Here is a 17,483-nt window from a genome sequence, read left to right on the forward strand (position 1 = left end):
AGAAACGATGTTAGTGAGTAGACGAAAAGGACATGCAGCAAATCATATCGTCAGAATCAACGGAAAACGAATGGATCTCAAAGCATTAGAGCAAGTCATGATGCTTCATTTTCCGCTAAAGGAATGTGCAATCATTCCGAAGAAAAATCAAGAAGGCAGTCTATCGCTTGTGCTATTTGCACAGGCGAAGGACCCTTCGCTGACAAGAGAGGATCTGAAGAAAGGTCCGCTTCATCCTCATGAAGTGCCAGCCGCTCTCGTCTTATTACCTTCTTTGCCAAAGACAGAAAGTGGAGCAGTCGACAAAGAGGCACTGCTTTCAATTGAAATCATAGATCAAGAGGAATTAAGAAAGATAGAAGAGCGCACCAAAGCTATAGATGGTGTAGAGGAAGCGGCTGCTTTCATTGAAAGTCAGCCAGAAAAACGAACGCCCTATCACTTAGATGATCTGTTTCCTGATCGACAGCGTACCCAAGGGAATGTACCGCTTTCGAAAAGTGAAGCGAGCGAAACAAAACCATCATCTGTCCATGAGAAGCCGCCCGCACTTGTGTATGGCGGAGATGTGATCAAAAAACCAGGCACACCTGTCACACTGACAGAGGTGCTGATTCGATCAGCCTTTATGTCACCAGACCGCGGGGTGACCTATATGAAAGAAGACGGGCGTACGTTGACCCAAACCTATCCTGAATTACTAACAAGCGCTGAACGGGTTCTGTCCGGTTTAAGGGCAGCAGGACTGACAAACGGCGATCAAGTGTTACTTCAATTGAAAGATCATCAAGATTTTATCACGGTATTCTGGGGCTGTATTCTCGGAGGAATCATTCCGACCCCGGTCTCTGTGCCTCCTGTTTATGATGAAATGAATCAAGGTGTGAATAAGCTGAAGGGCGTGTTTCAGCTGCAAAATGAACCTTTCATTATTACGAATGAAGCAAGTGCTGAGGACATTGCTGGGCTGCGTGAGACATTTGAAGCAAAGGTCATGCCTATCTTAACAATTGAAGCATTGCTGGCGTATGAACCAGATGAACAGCATTATGAGCCGGAGCCGGATGAGCCTGTGCTGCAGCTCCTGTCTTCAGGAAGTACGGGTGTTCCAAAGTGTATCCGTCATCATCATCAAAGCATTTTATCTAGAATTATGGCTTTTGAGCAGGTAAACGGCTTTACACATGAGGATGTGTCGCTTAACTGGATGCCGCTTGATCATGTTGGTGGAATTGTCATGTTTCATGTACATGACGTCTACCTTGGCTGCCAGCAGATTAGTCCATCCATCGATCAATTTATCGAGCGGCCGATGGTGTGGCTGGATTGGGTAGAAACATACGGTGTCACAAGAACATGGGCCCCAAACTTTGCTTTTGCCATGATGAATGAATATGAGGACGACATTCGTAAGGGGAGCTGGGACCTGTCTACTCTGACTTATATCATGAATGCAGCCGAAGCGGTTGTCCCGAAAGTCACGCAGCGCTTCATGCATATCATGAGTCAGCACGGATTAAGCCGTCATGCGATGGTACCTGCTTACGGCATGTCAGAAACATCCTCAGCCATTGTTCAGTCAAAGAAATTTATGCGGAACAGTGAACAGGATGGACAGCTGACGATCGATCAGACCTCGTTAACAAGTGAGATCGAATATGTGACGCACGATCATCCGAACAAGATGACGTTTACAGAAGTCGGCACGCCGATTCCTTCTGTATGGATTCGAATCGTAGATGAGCATCACGAAGTGCTGCCAGAAGATCAGGTTGGGCGCTTGCAAGTGAAGAGTCCAACAATTATGATGGGTTACTATCAAAATGAAGAAGCCAACCAAGAAGTTTTTGCGGAAAACGGCTGGTTTCACACAGGGGATTTAGGTTTTATTCATGAAGGGCGTCTCGTTCTGACAGGTCGAGAAAAAGACATCATTGTTATCAACGGCGCTAACTATTTGAATTACGAAATTGAAGCGGTTGTTGAAGAGGTGGACGGGGTTGAAGTCACCTTTGCCGCTGCGTACGGCATTTATAATCCCGAATCAAGCAATGACACGCTTGCCGTCTTTTTTGTCTCACAAAGGGATTCAATAGAGGAACAAATCACGATAATTCAACAGATGAGAGAGGCCATCATTCGAAAAATCGGAATAGAGCCTGATCACATCATTCCGGTGAAAAAAGACCAATTTCCAAAAACGGAGAGTGGGAAAATCCAGCGTGCCCAGTTAGGCGCAGCACTAAAAGATGGAGCATTCCGTGACATTGAACAGGCACTGGATCTTGCTTCTGAAAATGAACAAACACTCCCAGACTGGTTTTTCAAACGCATTTGGGCTAAGGAGCATATCGGTCCAACTCAGCCTTTTGCTGACCATGTTCTCGTTTTTGAGGATGAAAAAGGACTTTATCAATCGCTTTACGCACAATTTGAGCAAAAGAAACAGCCATATATTTCTGTGAGAAAAGGGCATGAATTTTTGCGTCTGTCCAAAGGGATGTACCAGATAAATCCGAGAATCAAGGGGGATTACGTCAGGCTCGTTGCCGCACTTGAAGCAGATGAACTAAAGACCGGGCGCATGCTCCATCTGTGGAATGTGTCAGACAAAGAAGACATCGTTGATCCTGTGCAGTTCAAAGAGCTGCATGCCAGCACGGGTCAATCCATTTTGTACTTGTATCAAGCATTGCGACAAGCAAATAAAGAGCCCATCCGTCTTGTCGTTGTGACAAAAGGCGGTCAATTTGTGAAGCCTGGAGACGATCTTCATGTGGAGAAAACGCCGCTTGTAGGCCTGCTAAAAACCATTCCGCAAGAATGGGAAGGAGCAGAGGTGTCTCATCTTGATATTGAAGCGGAGAATGTAGAACAGGATGCCAAGCATATTGCGGAAGAATTGTCTGCGATTCATATAAAAGCAGAGGTTTCTTACCGAAATGGGGACAGATTCGTACCAAAGCTGGAAAAAGTCAATATGATCGAAGCGCCTCAAACAGAAGGATTTTTAGAATATGAAGGTCTTTATTTATTGACTGGAGGACTTGGCGGAATTGGGTTTGAGCTGTCTAAGCAGATGCTCCAATTTGGCTTAAAGCTCGTATTGATTGGACGGACATCTCTGGAAGACAGCTTGGAAAAGAAAGAAGCCTTCTCGCAGCTAAAAGATGTTGGTGACGTCATTTATATCCAAGCAGATGTGACCAACTTACGTGACGTCGAACAGGCGATTTATCAAGCAGAAAAGCATTTTGGACAATCGATCCGGGGTGTGCTGCATTTGGCCGGTGCTGGTAATGTGTCTGAGCATTTTCAGCAGGCGGACAAGTATACACTGGCTCATACGTCAGAAGAGGATTTCACAAAAGAAATGTCAGGGAAAGCAGACGGGGCATGGGTCCTGCAGGAAGCCTTTAAGTATGATCCGACAGTACCGTTTGTCTTTTTTGGATCGGTCAATGGCTTTTTTGGCGGTACAACATTTGGGGCATACTCTGCGGCCAACAGCTTTTTAGATGGACTCGCGCACGCTCTCACCTTTCAAGAAGGAAGACGAGCAATCTCTTTGAACTTCAGTATGTGGGATAATCTCGGTTTGTCTAAGGGGCATACCGGAGCAGCTCTCACCGTTCGCAAGGGATTTCAATTGATTGGAAAGAAACAAGGTCTCCATTCATTATGTTTAGGTGTCCGGCTCAATGAAGCGCATCTATTTATTGGTCTGGACGGAGCAAACCCAGACATCGCCGGGTATCTTCAGCCAGCTCCAATACCGGTCTTTGAGAAAAAGCTTTTTTACACCGTTCAGCCTGGCAAAGAAGTGCATGTTGAAGAGATCACGAGCGCCGCAGCAGGCAAATGGGACATTCAGCAAGTACAGGAAATACCGAAAAAACAAGATGGCTTTATTGATCATGAAGCCCTCAAACTGAATCATCACAAAAATGGACAAAGTCTTGAAAAGCAATTACCAGAAACGAAGACAGAGCAGGTTCTTGCCGCCATATGGCAGGACATTTTAGATGTAGACCGCGTGTACAAAGAGGATCAATTCTTCGACCTTGGCGGACATTCACTAAAAGCGACTCAAACCATTTCCCGGATCAATCATGAATTTTCAATGAAGGCGCCTTTAAAAATATTATTTGAAAGCAAACATCTGGCACATCTGGCGCAAATGGTTGATGACATCAAAGGGGCGCCAGCCGTTCAGGAGGCTGAAATTCCAAAGCTTGAAAAGCAAACAAGCTATGAATTGTCTCATGCCCAGAAGCGTATTTGGTTCTTATCCACATTAGAAAAGAGCCATCATTACAATATATTAGGTGCTTGGAAGCTGACAGGACCATTACACATTCAAGCATTAACAAAAGCGATTGGTCTTTTAACAAAACGGCATGAAGCACTTCGGGCAGTATTTAAATCACTTGGCGGCAAGCCGGTTCAACTCATTCGTGAAGACCTTCCGCCATCTGTGACAGTGGCCAATTTCTCGTTATTTAATGAAAAAACAAGAGCGAGAAGACTCAAGCAGCTCATTCAGCAAGAGGCAGAACGTGTCTATGATTTAGAAAGAGGGCCTCTTGCGCAGTGGACGATAGTAGATATGGGCAAGGAGGAGTATTATCTCCTTTGCGCGCAGCACCACATCATTTCAGATGCATGGTCACTCAGCCTGCTCATTCAGGAATTAGAAGTGGCATATGACGCACTGCTTGCAGATGAAACGCCGCAGCTCCCAGCCTTAGAAATCGAATGGACAGACTATGTACATTGGGAGAATGAACAATTAAAGCATCATCAAAAAGACCAAACCTATTGGCTCAATACGTTACAAGGTGAACTTCCAGTGCTGGAGCTGCCGTTTGACCGTCCTCGTCCGCCGGTTCAAACATTTAACGGTGCTACAGAGCAAATTGTACTGGATGAACCGCTTATCCGACGCTTGCAGGCTTTGTCCAAAAAGCAGGGCACGACCTTGTTCATGACGATGCTGTCCGCGTACTACGTCCTGCTTCACAAGCTGTCCGGACAGACGGATATCATCATTGGATCGCCTATCGCGGGCCGGGATGCCAAGCAATCAGAGAAGCTTGTTGGGATGTTTGTGAATACACTTGCGCTGAGACAGGACGTCTCAACAGCAGAGACGTTCGCTGATCTCTTGGAAAACGTGAAAGAGATGACGTTAAAAGCCTTTGAACATCAGCATTATCCATTTGACAAGCTTGTCGATGACCTTTCGTTAGATCGAGATTTAAGCCGGTCACCTATTTTTCAGGCGGCTATGGGGTATGTCACCGATTCGCTCGATGTAAACCTTAAAGGGCTGACAAGTGAACATGTGATGGTCCATCATACAGTATCTAAATTTGATCTCACCCTTCATATATTTGAACAGGAAGAGCAGCTGTCGATTCATGTGGAATACAATACGGATTTATTTGATCAAGAGACCATTCATCGTTATATGAACTATTATCTCCATGTGCTAGATGGCATGACGGCACAGCCTGAGCGTACATTTGCTGATTATTGCTTAATGGACAAAGTGGAACAGGCGGCCATGATTCTAGGAAAAAATCAAACAGATACGCCATATCCAAAGCGGACGCTTCAAGAATTGTTTGAAGAACAGGTGAAGCGTGATCCTTATCGTATTGCCTTGTCCTATATGGATGAACACATGACGTATGAAGCCTTGGATAAGAAGGCGACAAAGCTTGCTGCTTACTTGCAGTCAAAAGGAATTGGACCAGGCTCCTTTGTACCGATGCTATTTGATCGCTCCTTTGACATGATTGTGTCGGTCCTAGGAATCGTCAAATCTGGTGCTGCGTATGTTCCGATGTCACCTGAATATCCAGATGCACGCATCCGTCTCATCGTTCGTGATACGCAGAGCGATGTGATCATCACCCAGTCTCATCTTGCAGATCGTCTAGTAGACTTTACAGGTACAAAGATTGACATGGACAAGCCAATACCAGAAACAAATGCAGTGTATCAAAGAGAAGCATCCATCATAGGTGAAGACCAGATCGCCTATGTCAATTACACATCAGGCTCAACAGGTACACCAAAAGGCGTGATGCTCCCTCATGCAGGAGTTATCCGCTTAGTGAGAGAAACAAACTATATCAAGCTCGGTCCAGATGACAAAATGCTACAGCTATCAAACTATGCTTTTGATGCCTTTACATTTGAATTATGGGGAATGCTGCTGAATGGCGGTCAGCTGATTCTGCTCCCAAAATATGCAGCACTGAATATGGAAGAATTAACGCAATTCATCAAAACGTATCAAGTGACAGCCAACTGTCTGCCAACCGCATTATTTAATCGACTGGTGGAGCACGATCCAAAAAGTGTGGCAGGCTACCGCACATTACTCGTTGGCGGGGAAGCCATGTCTAGTGAGCATGCACGAAAAGCATTGCCGCATATGGAAGGTGTGCTCGTCAATGCTTACGGTCCAACAGAAAACACGACCTTAGCCACAACACATCAAGTCACACACGTGCCAGCAGGCGCAAAATCGGTTCCAATTGGTGTGCCGGTGTCGAACTCAACTGTTGTCATACTAGACGAAGCGCTCAATCCAGTACCAGCAGGCGTCAAAGGAGAAATTTATATCGGCGGAACCGGCCTTGCGAAAGGCTACCTTCATGATCCAGAGCAGACAAAGGAGCGGTTTATTGACAATCCTTTTCCTGAACTAAAGGGAGACAAGCTGTATCGTTCAGGCGACCTTGGTACATGGCGGTCAGATGGCACCATTGAATATCTCGGCCGAAAAGATCACCTGGTGAAAATTAGAGGCTACCGAATTGAATGCGGAGAAATTGAGACAGCCCTGCTCAAGCATCCACAAGTCAAAGAATGTACAGTCATCGCCAAAACGTATGGCAGCTCAAAACGGCTGGCGGCCTACCTTGTGACAGATGGAGAAAATCCTGTCCCGGGCTGGAAAGCCTTTTTGCAGGAAAGCCTGCCAGGCTATATGATTCCAAGTTACTTTGTCGTACTGGATGAAATGCCGGTGACAACGAACGGAAAGGTTGATCAAAAAGCATTGCCAGAGCCAACAGAAACAATGTCCCTTTCCCATGATGACGACAAACCTGTCACCGAAACGCAGGAGCGGATTGTCGCCGCTTTCAAGGAAGTGCTTGGTGTGAAGCAAGTGGGTATGCATGATTCCTTCTTTGATCTGGGCGGCGATTCCATTATGAGTATTCAGGCTGTGGCCAAATTAAAAGAAAAAGGTGTTCGTGTTGATCCAAAATGGATTTTCATGCACCCGGCGCCTGCGCAATTAGCCGCACATTTGGACGCAGTGCCAGAAGCCGCTGAGAACGTCGAAAGGTCTCCGAAGGACTACGTGATCGAGCTGAAAAAAGGCGATCCAGCCGAACCGAGAATATTCTTTGCACCGCCTGCTGGTGGAACGGTGATGGGCTATATTGATGTTGCTAAGCTCATGACACATCAAGGCGCTGTGTACGCCTTGCAGTCTCCTGGCCTATATGAGGATGAAGAGCCGCAATTCCTCCATTATACGGAGCTTGTGACCCTTTTTATTGAAGCTATTGAGACGTTCTACCGTCCGGGCATTGACTATCTCGCAGGCCATTCAATGGGCGGGCATCTTGCCTACGGAATGAATCAGCGGCTCTGCCATGCAGGGAAAGCACCGAAAGGACTCATCATTTTAGATACGGTGCCAGTGCTAAGAGATGAGGCAGATCAAGCACTTCATGCCGATATGAACGAAGAAGAAGTGAAAATGCTCGCGCTTGTCCTTGGAATGGGGAATCTGGTCGGCATTCAGCCAGAAGCTTTACAAGGATTGACCTTCCAAGAAGTGAAGCAGAAAATTCTCAAAGAGGCAGAAAAGGATGAAGTTGTTCATCAATTCATGAATGATCAATATTTAGATAAATATTTGCAAATGCAAACGCATAATACGATCATGTCACAAGCCATTGAATTAGAAAAAGAACCATTCCCTGTGCCATTTTATATTGTCCAAAGCAGTGATCACGCAAGCGATTTCCAGAAGAAGTTCGAAGACTGGGAGGCTTATACGAAAGAGTCGTGCTCGTATTACCACATCAAAGGCGACCATGTCACCATGATGAAAAGACCGCAGGCAGATGAACTGGCACGGATTCTTCAAACGATTATAAAGGGGTAAAGACGTATGAATCAGTTATTGAAAACCTTTGAAAAAAAATCAGATCTCATTCAGCTTATTTGTTTTCCTTTTGCCGGCGGATATTCCGCCTCATACCGTCCGCTCTTTGAACAGCTAAAAGACGTGGCCGAAATCACAGCAGCAGAGCCCCCAGGGCACGGCACCAATCTCATGCCGCTTGAATCAAGCATTGACCGGCTGGCAGAGCTGTACAAAGAAGGACTCACGAACAAATTGAACCGCCCATTTATTCTGTTCGGACATTCAATGGGTGGGCTTGTGGTATACAGACTAACCCAGCTGCTAGAAAAGGAAGGAATTTATCCTGCAGCAGTGGTGATCTCAGCCATTCAGCCTCCGCAAACAAAACGGCAGATGCTGACGCATTTATCCAACGAAGCATTTGTACAGCATATTGCCGAAATGGGCGGGATTCCAAAGGAATTACTAGAGAACAAACCAATGATGGATTACTTTACACCGTCCTTACGTGCAGACTACCGGGCACTGGAAACCTTCCAGCACACAGATCAATCGATCATCGACACACCTGTTTATTTATTCAATGGGAAGCAAGATGAGAAATGCATGAAGGATGCCAGCGGCTGGCTAAAATGGGCAAAAACCATCGAGCGCACTAATTTCGATGGAGGCCACATGTATATCAACACACACCTTGAGCAATTTGCAGAAGAGATGAGACATGTCATTGAGCTTACAGCCAAGCAGCAATTGATCAACAATTAAGAAAAAACGACCCATCAATAGGGTCGTTTTTTACTGAGGAATCATACTTGAAAACGCTGATATGGCTAATGAAAATAAGAATAATAAAACGAAAGGAATGAAAAATTTATAGCTTCTATTTTCTTGATTTTTTACGTAAGAATAGCACCACACACTAAATGATACTATGACGAAAATATTGATGTTCCATAAAAATGGAAGTGTAATCGTTCGTTCAGCATTAGATACTTTTAGTAGGTATAAAATAATAACAATCAAGTTGCCTAGCAAAATGTAATAGTAAGCTAATATCCCTTTTTTAAAAATATTTTTATAGGAATCTTTTATTCCGAAAATGATAAAACTTAAAAAAATGACTAATGAAAAAAATAAAACCTCAACCATTGGCTTGAATATTTCTCCAATCACAGCAAGTGAAATACCTATCCACTTACTAACTTCAATTACATCTTGATTCCCATCAAGTTGTAGTTCCAGTAGGTTTTTGTTTATTTCATCCATTTTTATTATAGAAAGGATGAAAGCTATTATACCAGAAAGCATACATACTAATAAAATGTGTTTTTTCATAATAGCACCCTTTAACAATATCAAATTTTTATAAAATAAAATTCAATCATCGAAGCAATAAATAATAAGAAAACGCCGGTTATAAGCTGACTAGCATAGATTTTCCCTTTTGTTTTAAATGAAATTTTGTTTTTAGATATGATATATCCTATAATCTGTCTTGATATATCAAAAGAGACAAAATAAAAAAGGAACAAACCGACAATCTCCATCGGAGCGTGGAAAATAATATAGTATAATGCTATATCAATTCCATATATATAGGTATACGATATAAAAAATGCACCTAGGAAAAAACCATTTAGAAAAATAATCATGCTAGATAACAACCCTAAACTAACTATTCCAGATATTAATATTAGGAGTGACACAAAAAGGTTATTAAAAAAAATTTCTTGATAGCTATGAATCTCGATGTTGTTTTTAAATTCTATACTATCTATAAATGTTGAAGCAAAAATACTTAAACTAAAACCTCCTAAAAATAGTATGATAAAAACTGAAAAATTTTTAAGATAATTTTTCAAAAAATTTCTTTTCGAGTTGATCTTCATGAAAAGTCACTCCTGAAGATTTTTTTTCTGAGTGAATAATACTACCATTATCAATAAAAAGGATTTCATCACATAAGTCTGCAGCAAATTGAATGATATGTGTGGAGAGCAAAATGATTTTGTTGGCATCTCTGAAATTTCTTAAATGTTTTTTCATGTCAGCCATGTTTGTAGGATCAAGACCTGTAAATGGCTCATCTAATAAAATAATGTTTGGATGATGTAATATTGTTAAAATAAAAGACATTCTTTGTCTCATGCCTCTTGAAAGAGCAGAGGAACGGCGGTGAATTTGCTCTTCTAATCCATATTTGCTCAATAAATCCTTGATTTGTCCATTTTCTAAAGGTTCTTCTACAAGCATAGATTGATATTTTACAAGTTCAAAACAGGTTAAGTTTTCAAATAGAGTTGGATCGTCTTCCATATATCCGACAGAAGAAAAATTTTGCTTTTTATGATTTATTAATATTTGACCTTCATCAGGATTTATTAATCCAGCTACCATTTCTAAAATAGTCGTTTTTCCAGCACCATTTTTACCTAATAGTCCGATTATTCTACCCTCTTGGAAATGCATCTCAGGGATCATAACTTTAAAGTTAGACTCTTTGTATTCTTTAATTAGACCATGAATTGATAACATACAATCCCTCACTCAAATAATGTTTTAAATGATTTGTAGTTTTTATTGATTGTTCTATCCCAAAATTTAATCATTAAAAATAAAATGAGGAATGAACAAGCAGCCATAACAGAATTTGTTAAAATGAGATATACTGTGCTGTATGAGGAAATCACTGATAAAGCTAGAATGAAACCATAACAAATATTTAAAGTCAATTTACTAAGAGAACTTGGAACTTGATAAACAAATTCCCAATTAAAATAAGGAAATACAACAGTAGAACCGACAGTACAAATACTGACGAGAATGCAAGTGTTTATTAAAGTAATCATCACGTAAAAAGGCTGATCTAGTTTTAATACAAAACTTGAAAAAATGATATATAAAATACAAAAAAACAAGTGTAATATAATAGATAAAATAATCTTATTTTTAATTTTATTTTTCACTAAGTTAGGTAGATTCTGTTTCAAAGGAAGAATGGGGCCATCAATATCAAAAGAGACATATGGTTGTATGGCATTCGATATAATAATCATTGGAAAAATTACACTAAAAATAAATAAAAAATCATTTTCTATATTCAATGTTTCAAGTTGATTTGTATTAACACCATAAAGAATGAGACCAAATAACCCCCCAGATAATGTTAATATAAATAATAATACTGACCATTGAATAGGAGGATTTCTCAAGAGAAGTGTAATTTCATAAAACAAGATATGATTAAACTCTCTAGATGTTCTTTTTCGTTTTTCTTGTAATTCTTTTTGGGAATTAAAAATTGGTACATTACAAACATTTTTCTTCCAATTCATCAATAACAATAAACTAATGAATGTGAAGATTAAAATAAAATATATTGAATAACTAGATAAAGAATTTGTTAATAAATTGAATCTAAATACAGTGAATACCCATAGAGCAATGAGGCCTGTAGTTATATAACCAATGCTCGATGAAATTGAGAAAAACTTTGGATTAGAAAGTAGCAACAAGACGTGTAATCTAAGTAAGTAACCAAAAATAAAAGAAGTGGCGGCCAGAGCTGCTATTGTAAAAGATCCCTCGTACCCATTTATAATTAAATTTGCTAAGTAAGACCCTAAAATGAAAAATAATACACCCACAATAGTGCTGAAAAACTTACTCATATCTTTGCCGAAAATATATTGATCTAGATGAACTTTTAAAATAGCCATCTGTTTTTTATCAGAGGAGAAAAGTATTCTCATCAAACTCTTATCAATATTAACTGTAAACATAAATATAAACAGCGATAAATAAATTATTGATAAATCCTTAACGAAAAAAGGAGTTAATATACCTAGTAATAGTGGTGTTATTATGTATAAAAAAGCAAAAAATACAAAAATGAGAGCATTTTTTCGATGATGTCTTCTTAAATCATTGATTAACAAGATTTTTGTATATGTTAAATATTTATGCATTTACAACACTTCCATTTTAAAGGTGTATAGAGAAGGCTGTTACACCTTCTCTATTAAATCTTTTTTAGAAAGAAATAGCGTATTTCACTCCGTATTTTCTAGCATAACTAATGACCAGAGAAGCAATAGCACCAAGTCCAAAAGTACCTAAGACAGCAGCAACAGCACCCACTGTACCTGCAGCATTTAGAATTGCACTAACAGAAGTTATAGCCCAGCCAGGTATTTGAGGATAGTTTGCTACTAGATTTGCAAAAGGTGTAACTGGTTCAAGAGTCAATAAAATCATAGTTGTCAAAGTTAGAGTGAAAATAAGACTCAAGCCTACAATTGCAAAAAATCTATTTTTTAAACTCAATTCCATAATGAACACCCCCTCCCTTGCTTATATGCCCATATTATACAAAAAAAGGATATTTAATAAATGGGTTTTTTATACTGTATTTTATTTCTCTGTAACGAAAGATTTAGTAGTTAATATGATATTTAATTTGGACGAAAAAAGAAGCTTTTTAGGATTATACAAAACAATCAACAATTAATAAGACAATAAGAAAAGCGGCCCTCTTTAATGAGGCCGCTTTTACTTATGAATGCTGTTTCTTCACCACATTCCCGCCAATCACCAGCACCCCTCCGATGAGATGATACCAATCAATCGTTTCGTGTAAAATGAGAACCCCGGCGGCGACCGTGATAAACGCGGATAAATTGTTAAAGATGCTGACCTTTGCCGCTTCTAGCTGCGAGAGTGCATAGTTTGATAAATATGCGGTAAGAAGAGATGAAAGAATACCTAAAAAGAGCATCGACCATACAAAGGATGCTTCTGTAAATGGACTGAAAAACTCCGGCAATGACCCATTGATCGAATGCCGGGTAAGCGCGGCGGCATTGAAAAAGACAAAGCCAAAGAAGGTCATCACAAAGGTGAGTTCGATCACATGGAATCGTTTTGTAATCACTCTGGCAAACACACTATATGCACTGGATGACAGGGCTGAAAGTAAAATCAGCACATAGCCGATGAAGTGAGAATGCTTGACATCAATTCCCTTCATGACAAAGAGAAGCATCACCCCGCACACAGAAAGAAAGGTAAACAGCACTTGTATCCATGTCGCACGTTCCTTTAAAAACCAGGCTGCCAGCAGCATTGTCAGAATGGGAATCGTCGCTTGAATGATGCCAGCCTCTGAAGAAGATGTATACATCAATCCCCACACTTGAAAAGCAAAGAACAAAACAGGATAAAGCAAGGAAAACGGTACGATATAAATGAGATCACGCCATTGAATGGATATGCGATACTTTTTTCGTAGAAACGGATACAGCAATAGAGCGGCAGCAAAAGAAACGGTAAAGCGGTGTGCCAATAAATCGATTGGGTTTGCTGATTCTAATGCTATTTTGACAAACAAAAAGGAAAAACCAATGATAGAGGCGTATGCGATCGCAGCAGCATACGCTTTTTGTTTTGACATATTCACAACGTGACTCCTTACATGAGCATGCATGCTTCAAATGAATTGACCGGTTCTGTTCTTCTATCGTAATCGGATCATCTAACGTGTACAATAAGAGAACGTGATATCTGTACCGGTACAAGGAGGAAAAGGTGTGAGGAAATATGATCAGCTTGTCTTGAGCTTAAAAGAAAAAATGGATTCTGGTGAGTACAGTGCTGGGATGAAAATTCCATCCATTCGCCACTTAGCGGCTCAATATGCAGTGAGTAAAAGCACTGTCATCAAGGCGCTGGATACATTGGAGCGTGAACATCTGCTGTATTCTGTAGAAAGAAGCGGTTATTATGTCGTGAAAACGAAGCAGCGAGCAGACAAGCAGGACGGCACATGGATTGATTTTGCTTCATCTGCACCTGATCCCGTTGTGTTTCCATATGTCGATTTCCAGCACTGCATCAACCAAGCGATCGATTTATATCAAAATGACTTATTTATTTACGGCACAGCCAACGGCTTACCATCGCTGCTGCCAGTCATTTCAAAGCGATTAATGGATTATCAAGTGTTTGCTCATCCAGAACAGATCGTCATGACCTCTGGTATTCAGCTCGCTTTATCCATTTTAAGCACCATTCCTTTTCCGAATGGAAAACAAACCATACTAGTCGAACAGCCGGGTTATCACTTATATCTCCAATATTTAGAGAAAAATCAATTGCCTGTGCGCGGAATTCAGCGGACGGAAAAAGGGATCGATCTTATCGAATTAGAGCGTATCTTTCGAGAAGAGGAGATTCGTTTTTTCTATACGATGCCAAGATTTCAAAACCCGCTTGGAACGAGTTTATCAAAACGAGAAAAAAGAGCGATTGCAGCCCTTGCTGAGAAATATGATGTCTACATTGTTGAGGATGATTATATAGCAGATTTAGAATTCGACACAAAAAGAGACCCGATCTACTCGTACGATCAGGCTGGAAAGGTCATTTATTTGAAAAGCTTTTCTAAAATCATTTTTCCGGGGCTGCGAACAGGAGCGGTCGTCTTACCTGAAGAACTGATTCGGCCTTTTAGCGAACACAAACGGCTGATTGATATCGACAGCTCCATGCTGTCCCAGGCAGCCTTAGAAATATATTTAAAAAGCGGGATGTTTGAGCGGCATAGAGACAGGATGCGGGCGACCTATCGAAACCGCTCCAAGCAGCTCGTGGCAAGTTTAAAAAATGATCAGAGCGCTTATCAGCTGGGAGAACAGGAGCCGGCTACCCATACACATTTACGTGTCGACCGGTCGATTCCCATGAACCAGATTATTCAGCAGCTGAAAAAAACATCTGTTTCCATTCAGCCAATTGACCGTTATTACCTGTCGGCCTATCAAAAGGACCCCATTCTTCAGCTGAACATTTGGCAGGTGAAAGAAGAGCAGATCACACGCGGAGTCGATCTATTAAAGACGGTATTTCAGCAAAGCACGCGTTATTAAAGGCGGGACAGTACATCGCTGCAAGTGAGTCTCTCAACGCTTTCAGCCGCAGCAGGTTTTCGTGTGCATACCGCCATTTGGTAGGCAGGGTCAAGTGAGTATGTTTGAACAAAGCAAGGCGCTTCATGATCAGGTAATGTTAACGCAGCCTGTCCATCCTCTGACAGACGGGCTGTAAAGGACGAAAGCCCATAGGATAATCCTTTTCCAGTCAGCTTGATAAAGGCCTCCTTCATTGACCAAAGATGAAAGAAATAGGCTTCCTGCCGTTCTGCCGGCTGTGAGAGTAAATCCTGATATTCATCCGCTGAAAAAAATCGTTTGGCAATCGCCAGATCAATAGGCTTGATTTCCTCAATATCAATGCCCACAGGTGCATCATCTACTGCGCAAACGACCCAATCGCCAGAGTGAGAAAGATTAAAATGAAAAGAAGGAAGCTGCCGGACGATAGGCTTGCCATTGCCCTCTGTTTCAAAAACGATCTGGTCCATAGGCAGCTCGTACATATCATGGATCGTTTGACGAACCAGCACTTCACCTAACAAGGTCCTTCTTGCGTCGATCAAAAAACGAAAGCGTTCAGCGGCAGCACGCTTTTCAGCTGAAACAAAGGGTTTCAGACGATCTATTTGTTGTCGTGCATCAATTTCATCTAAGTGTTGTAATTGAATAGCAAATATCTTCATAACAAACCTCTAATTTTTTACATTGATTGTACCATTGGAGAGCGGCGTGCAAAAGGGTCCATTAACGATTTACGATGTGAACACCATTCGGATCAGTTGTATCAACTCCATCAACATCCGTCATGATCACGTCAAGCAGGGAAAGCCGTTCTCCTTTTTGCCAGTGAATGGGCTGATGCAAAGGTGATAGCAGCTGATCGACTTTAGGTGTCTGTGACAAATCAGGAACAGCAATTGTCATGGCTTGAAGCGTAGCGTTCCCGGTCTCAATGACATCTGTACGCCGCTGTAATTCAAGTCTTAAACGAAGAGGTGTTGAAAGGAACGTTCTTCGTTCTCCTTCTTGGACCGGCCAGTTGAGCTCTTTTGCCTGTGAAAGCAGCTCATCATATTAGCTTTCTTTGTCTGAGACAAGAAAGCCAATATGATCAAAAGGGACTTTTTTACTATAACCGAAAGTGATATTGATTTGTCCCTTTCTCATTTGGACGATGCGAAAGGTCGGCTGCTCGTTTTTTTCAACAAATGGTGTCCACTAATGATAGTGGAAAAGCTGTATGAGGTCTCATCCTAAATAATAGAATATTCTGTTTATTCATTTTAACACAAGAAAAGCCATTCTTTTTGTAGAATGGCTTGTTCTTATCGGATAAGCGTCTGGACAGGTTTCTCTGCTGTTTTTGTAATAAGCAGATGTAGGAGCCGTGTCGATTGCGGCAAGGAAAATCGAAGGACGAGACCTGTAAAAATAGCCGTCAGAATTGTGCCAACGCCAATCGGTCCACCGAGCATCCATGCAAATAAAAGCACTGTTAACTCAATGCCATTTCGCACCCACTGCACGTTCAATCCTGTTTTCGCTGAGATGAGCAGCATTAATGAATCCCTTGGCCCGGCGCCAAGATTCGCTGAGACATAAATGCCAACACCATACCCTGAAACCACAACGCCCGTAATAAACACATATAAAGCGGGTAAATACCCGTGTGGTGCAGGCAATACCGCATTAAAGAAATCTATAAACATACCAATCAGCACCATGTTCAGTAAAGCGCCGATCTTTGGAAATGATTTCGTAAAAATAGAAGTCAGTGTCACAATGAGTGCACCAATGATAATGGACCATTGTCCAATTGTGAGTCCAAAATGCTGAAACAGTCCGTAGTGGAAAGCGTCCCAAGGACCAATCCCAAGGATCTTCCCTTTCACTGTCAGCGATAGTCCAAAAGCTAATACGATCAATCCAACAAAATAAAAAAACCAACGTAAAAGATGTTCCCGCTTCAAAAGCATTCCCTTCTTTCTTAAACACTCGATTTCCATCGTAACATACTCTCACTCCCCTTTAAATGGCTTTGCTCAATTGTAATCGCTTACTTCAAAAAAAGAATTTTGTCGAATTGTAAGGGTCAGAACATCAAAACAGGCAGCAAGACTTTCGGATTGTTTTTTTTAGCAAAAGAAGCCATTAATTTCCTCATTTTAAGAAAAAAAGAAAATAATTCAATATATTTTTCCAAAAAAAATAATCTACAACCAATTAAAGAATAATTATCTCTAAATAGAAGAGATTGTATATAAATCATGTCATTAGACCTGTTTGGAGGAAAAGGGAAATGCGGAGGTATACGATAAAAAAGGTCATTTTATTGGAAAAAACATAGGTGAATCAAACATCGAGAA

Annotated in this window: 12 protein-coding genes; 3 read left to right on the forward strand and 9 right to left on the reverse strand. The window is 41.2% G+C overall.

Features of this window, described 5'->3' with window-relative positions; all coding sequences use genetic code 11:
* The first annotated feature begins 7 nt into the window (after positions 1-7).
* Positions 8-8,203: an amino acid adenylation domain-containing protein gene (locus NSS65_RS01985; RefSeq protein ID WP_342467341.1), complete on the forward strand. Its 8,196-nt coding sequence runs from the start codon at positions 8-10 to the stop codon at positions 8,201-8,203.
* 6 nt (positions 8,204-8,209) lie between these two features.
* A complete protein-coding gene (locus tag NSS65_RS01990; protein ID WP_061110383.1) occupies positions 8,210-8,950 on the forward strand; it encodes an alpha/beta fold hydrolase in 741 nt (246 codons plus the stop codon).
* A gap of 30 nt (positions 8,951-8,980) precedes the next feature.
* Here the strand turns inward: NSS65_RS01990 and NSS65_RS01995 are convergent, their stop codons facing one another.
* From NSS65_RS01995 to NSS65_RS02020, 6 genes are all read right to left on the reverse strand, one after another.
* Positions 8,981-9,520 (reverse strand): hypothetical protein, encoded by a 540-nt coding sequence (locus NSS65_RS01995; RefSeq protein ID WP_041116633.1) that lies wholly within the window; start codon positions 9,518-9,520, stop codon positions 8,981-8,983.
* 20 nt (positions 9,521-9,540) lie between these two features.
* Positions 9,541-10,074, reverse strand: coding sequence for a stage II sporulation protein M (locus NSS65_RS02000; RefSeq protein ID WP_342467342.1), 534 nt, complete (start codon positions 10,072-10,074; stop codon positions 9,541-9,543).
* Positions 10,031-10,720: an ABC transporter ATP-binding protein gene (locus NSS65_RS02005; protein WP_065215327.1), complete on the reverse strand. Its 690-nt coding sequence runs from the start codon at positions 10,718-10,720 to the stop codon at positions 10,031-10,033. The genes NSS65_RS02000 and NSS65_RS02005 overlap by 44 nt, the downstream gene beginning before the upstream one ends.
* 8 nt (positions 10,721-10,728) lie before the next feature.
* Positions 10,729-12,153: a hypothetical protein gene (locus NSS65_RS02010; RefSeq protein WP_342467343.1), complete on the reverse strand. Its 1,425-nt coding sequence runs from the start codon at positions 12,151-12,153 to the stop codon at positions 10,729-10,731.
* Between the two features lie 64 nt (positions 12,154-12,217).
* Complete coding sequence (locus NSS65_RS02015) at positions 12,218-12,517, reverse strand: hypothetical protein (RefSeq protein ID WP_024427284.1); 300 nt, start codon at positions 12,515-12,517, stop codon at positions 12,218-12,220.
* A 223-nt stretch (positions 12,518-12,740) separates the two neighbouring features.
* A complete protein-coding gene (locus NSS65_RS02020; protein ID WP_342467344.1) occupies positions 12,741-13,643 on the reverse strand; it encodes a DMT family transporter in 903 nt (300 codons plus the stop codon).
* 130 nt (positions 13,644-13,773) lie between these two features.
* Between NSS65_RS02020 and NSS65_RS02025 the strand changes: the two genes are divergently transcribed.
* Positions 13,774-15,111 (forward strand): PLP-dependent aminotransferase family protein, encoded by a 1,338-nt coding sequence (locus tag NSS65_RS02025; protein WP_342467345.1) that lies wholly within the window; start codon positions 13,774-13,776, stop codon positions 15,109-15,111.
* On the opposite strand, the gene NSS65_RS02030 is transcribed toward NSS65_RS02025, so the two are convergent.
* The 3 genes from NSS65_RS02030 to NSS65_RS02040 all read right to left on the reverse strand — a co-directional run bounded on the left by NSS65_RS02030 (position 15,108) and on the right by NSS65_RS02040 (position 17,087).
* The gene (locus NSS65_RS02030) at positions 15,108-15,800 is read right to left on the reverse strand and encodes a 4'-phosphopantetheinyl transferase superfamily protein (RefSeq protein ID WP_326254393.1); all 693 of its coding nucleotides are present in this window, start codon (positions 15,798-15,800) and stop codon (positions 15,108-15,110) included. The genes NSS65_RS02025 and NSS65_RS02030 overlap by 4 nt on opposite strands.
* Before the next feature lie 61 nt (positions 15,801-15,861).
* Positions 15,862-16,041, reverse strand: coding sequence for a hypothetical protein (locus tag NSS65_RS02035; protein ID WP_326254394.1), 180 nt, complete (start codon positions 16,039-16,041; stop codon positions 15,862-15,864).
* Between the two features lie 401 nt (positions 16,042-16,442).
* The gene (locus NSS65_RS02040) at positions 16,443-17,087 is read right to left on the reverse strand and encodes a YitT family protein (RefSeq protein ID WP_326254396.1); all 645 of its coding nucleotides are present in this window, start codon (positions 17,085-17,087) and stop codon (positions 16,443-16,445) included.
* Positions 17,088-17,483 lie beyond the last annotated feature (396 nt).

This window comes from Bacillus sp. FSL K6-1006, from assembly GCF_038593175.1.
In the GTDB taxonomy this organism is placed as follows: Bacteria; Bacillota; Bacilli; order Bacillales; family Bacillaceae; genus Bacillus; species Bacillus safensis.

Bases quoted from the DNA above. Each gene is read 5' to 3' on its own strand.
- NSS65_RS01985 (WP_342467341.1), top strand. From the start codon at position 8: ATGTTAGTGAGTAGACGAAAAGGACATGCAGCAAATCATATCGTCAGA.
- NSS65_RS01990 (WP_061110383.1), top strand. From the start codon at position 8,210: ATGAATCAGTTATTGAAAACCTTTGAAAAAAAATCAGATCTCATTCAG.
- NSS65_RS01995 (WP_041116633.1), bottom strand. From the start codon at position 9,520: ATGAAAAAACACATTTTATTAGTATGTATGCTTTCTGGTATAATAGCT.
- NSS65_RS02000 (WP_342467342.1), bottom strand. From the start codon at position 10,074: ATGAAGATCAACTCGAAAAGAAATTTTTTGAAAAATTATCTTAAAAAT.
- NSS65_RS02005 (WP_065215327.1), bottom strand. From the start codon at position 10,720: ATGTTATCAATTCATGGTCTAATTAAAGAATACAAAGAGTCTAACTTT.
- NSS65_RS02010 (WP_342467343.1), bottom strand. From the start codon at position 12,153: ATGCATAAATATTTAACATATACAAAAATCTTGTTAATCAATGATTTA.
- NSS65_RS02015 (WP_024427284.1), bottom strand. From the start codon at position 12,517: ATGGAATTGAGTTTAAAAAATAGATTTTTTGCAATTGTAGGCTTGAGT.
- NSS65_RS02030 (WP_326254393.1), bottom strand. From the start codon at position 15,800: ATGAAGATATTTGCTATTCAATTACAACACTTAGATGAAATTGATGCA.
- NSS65_RS02035 (WP_326254394.1), bottom strand. From the start codon at position 16,041: ATGACAATTGCTGTTCCTGATTTGTCACAGACACCTAAAGTCGATCAG.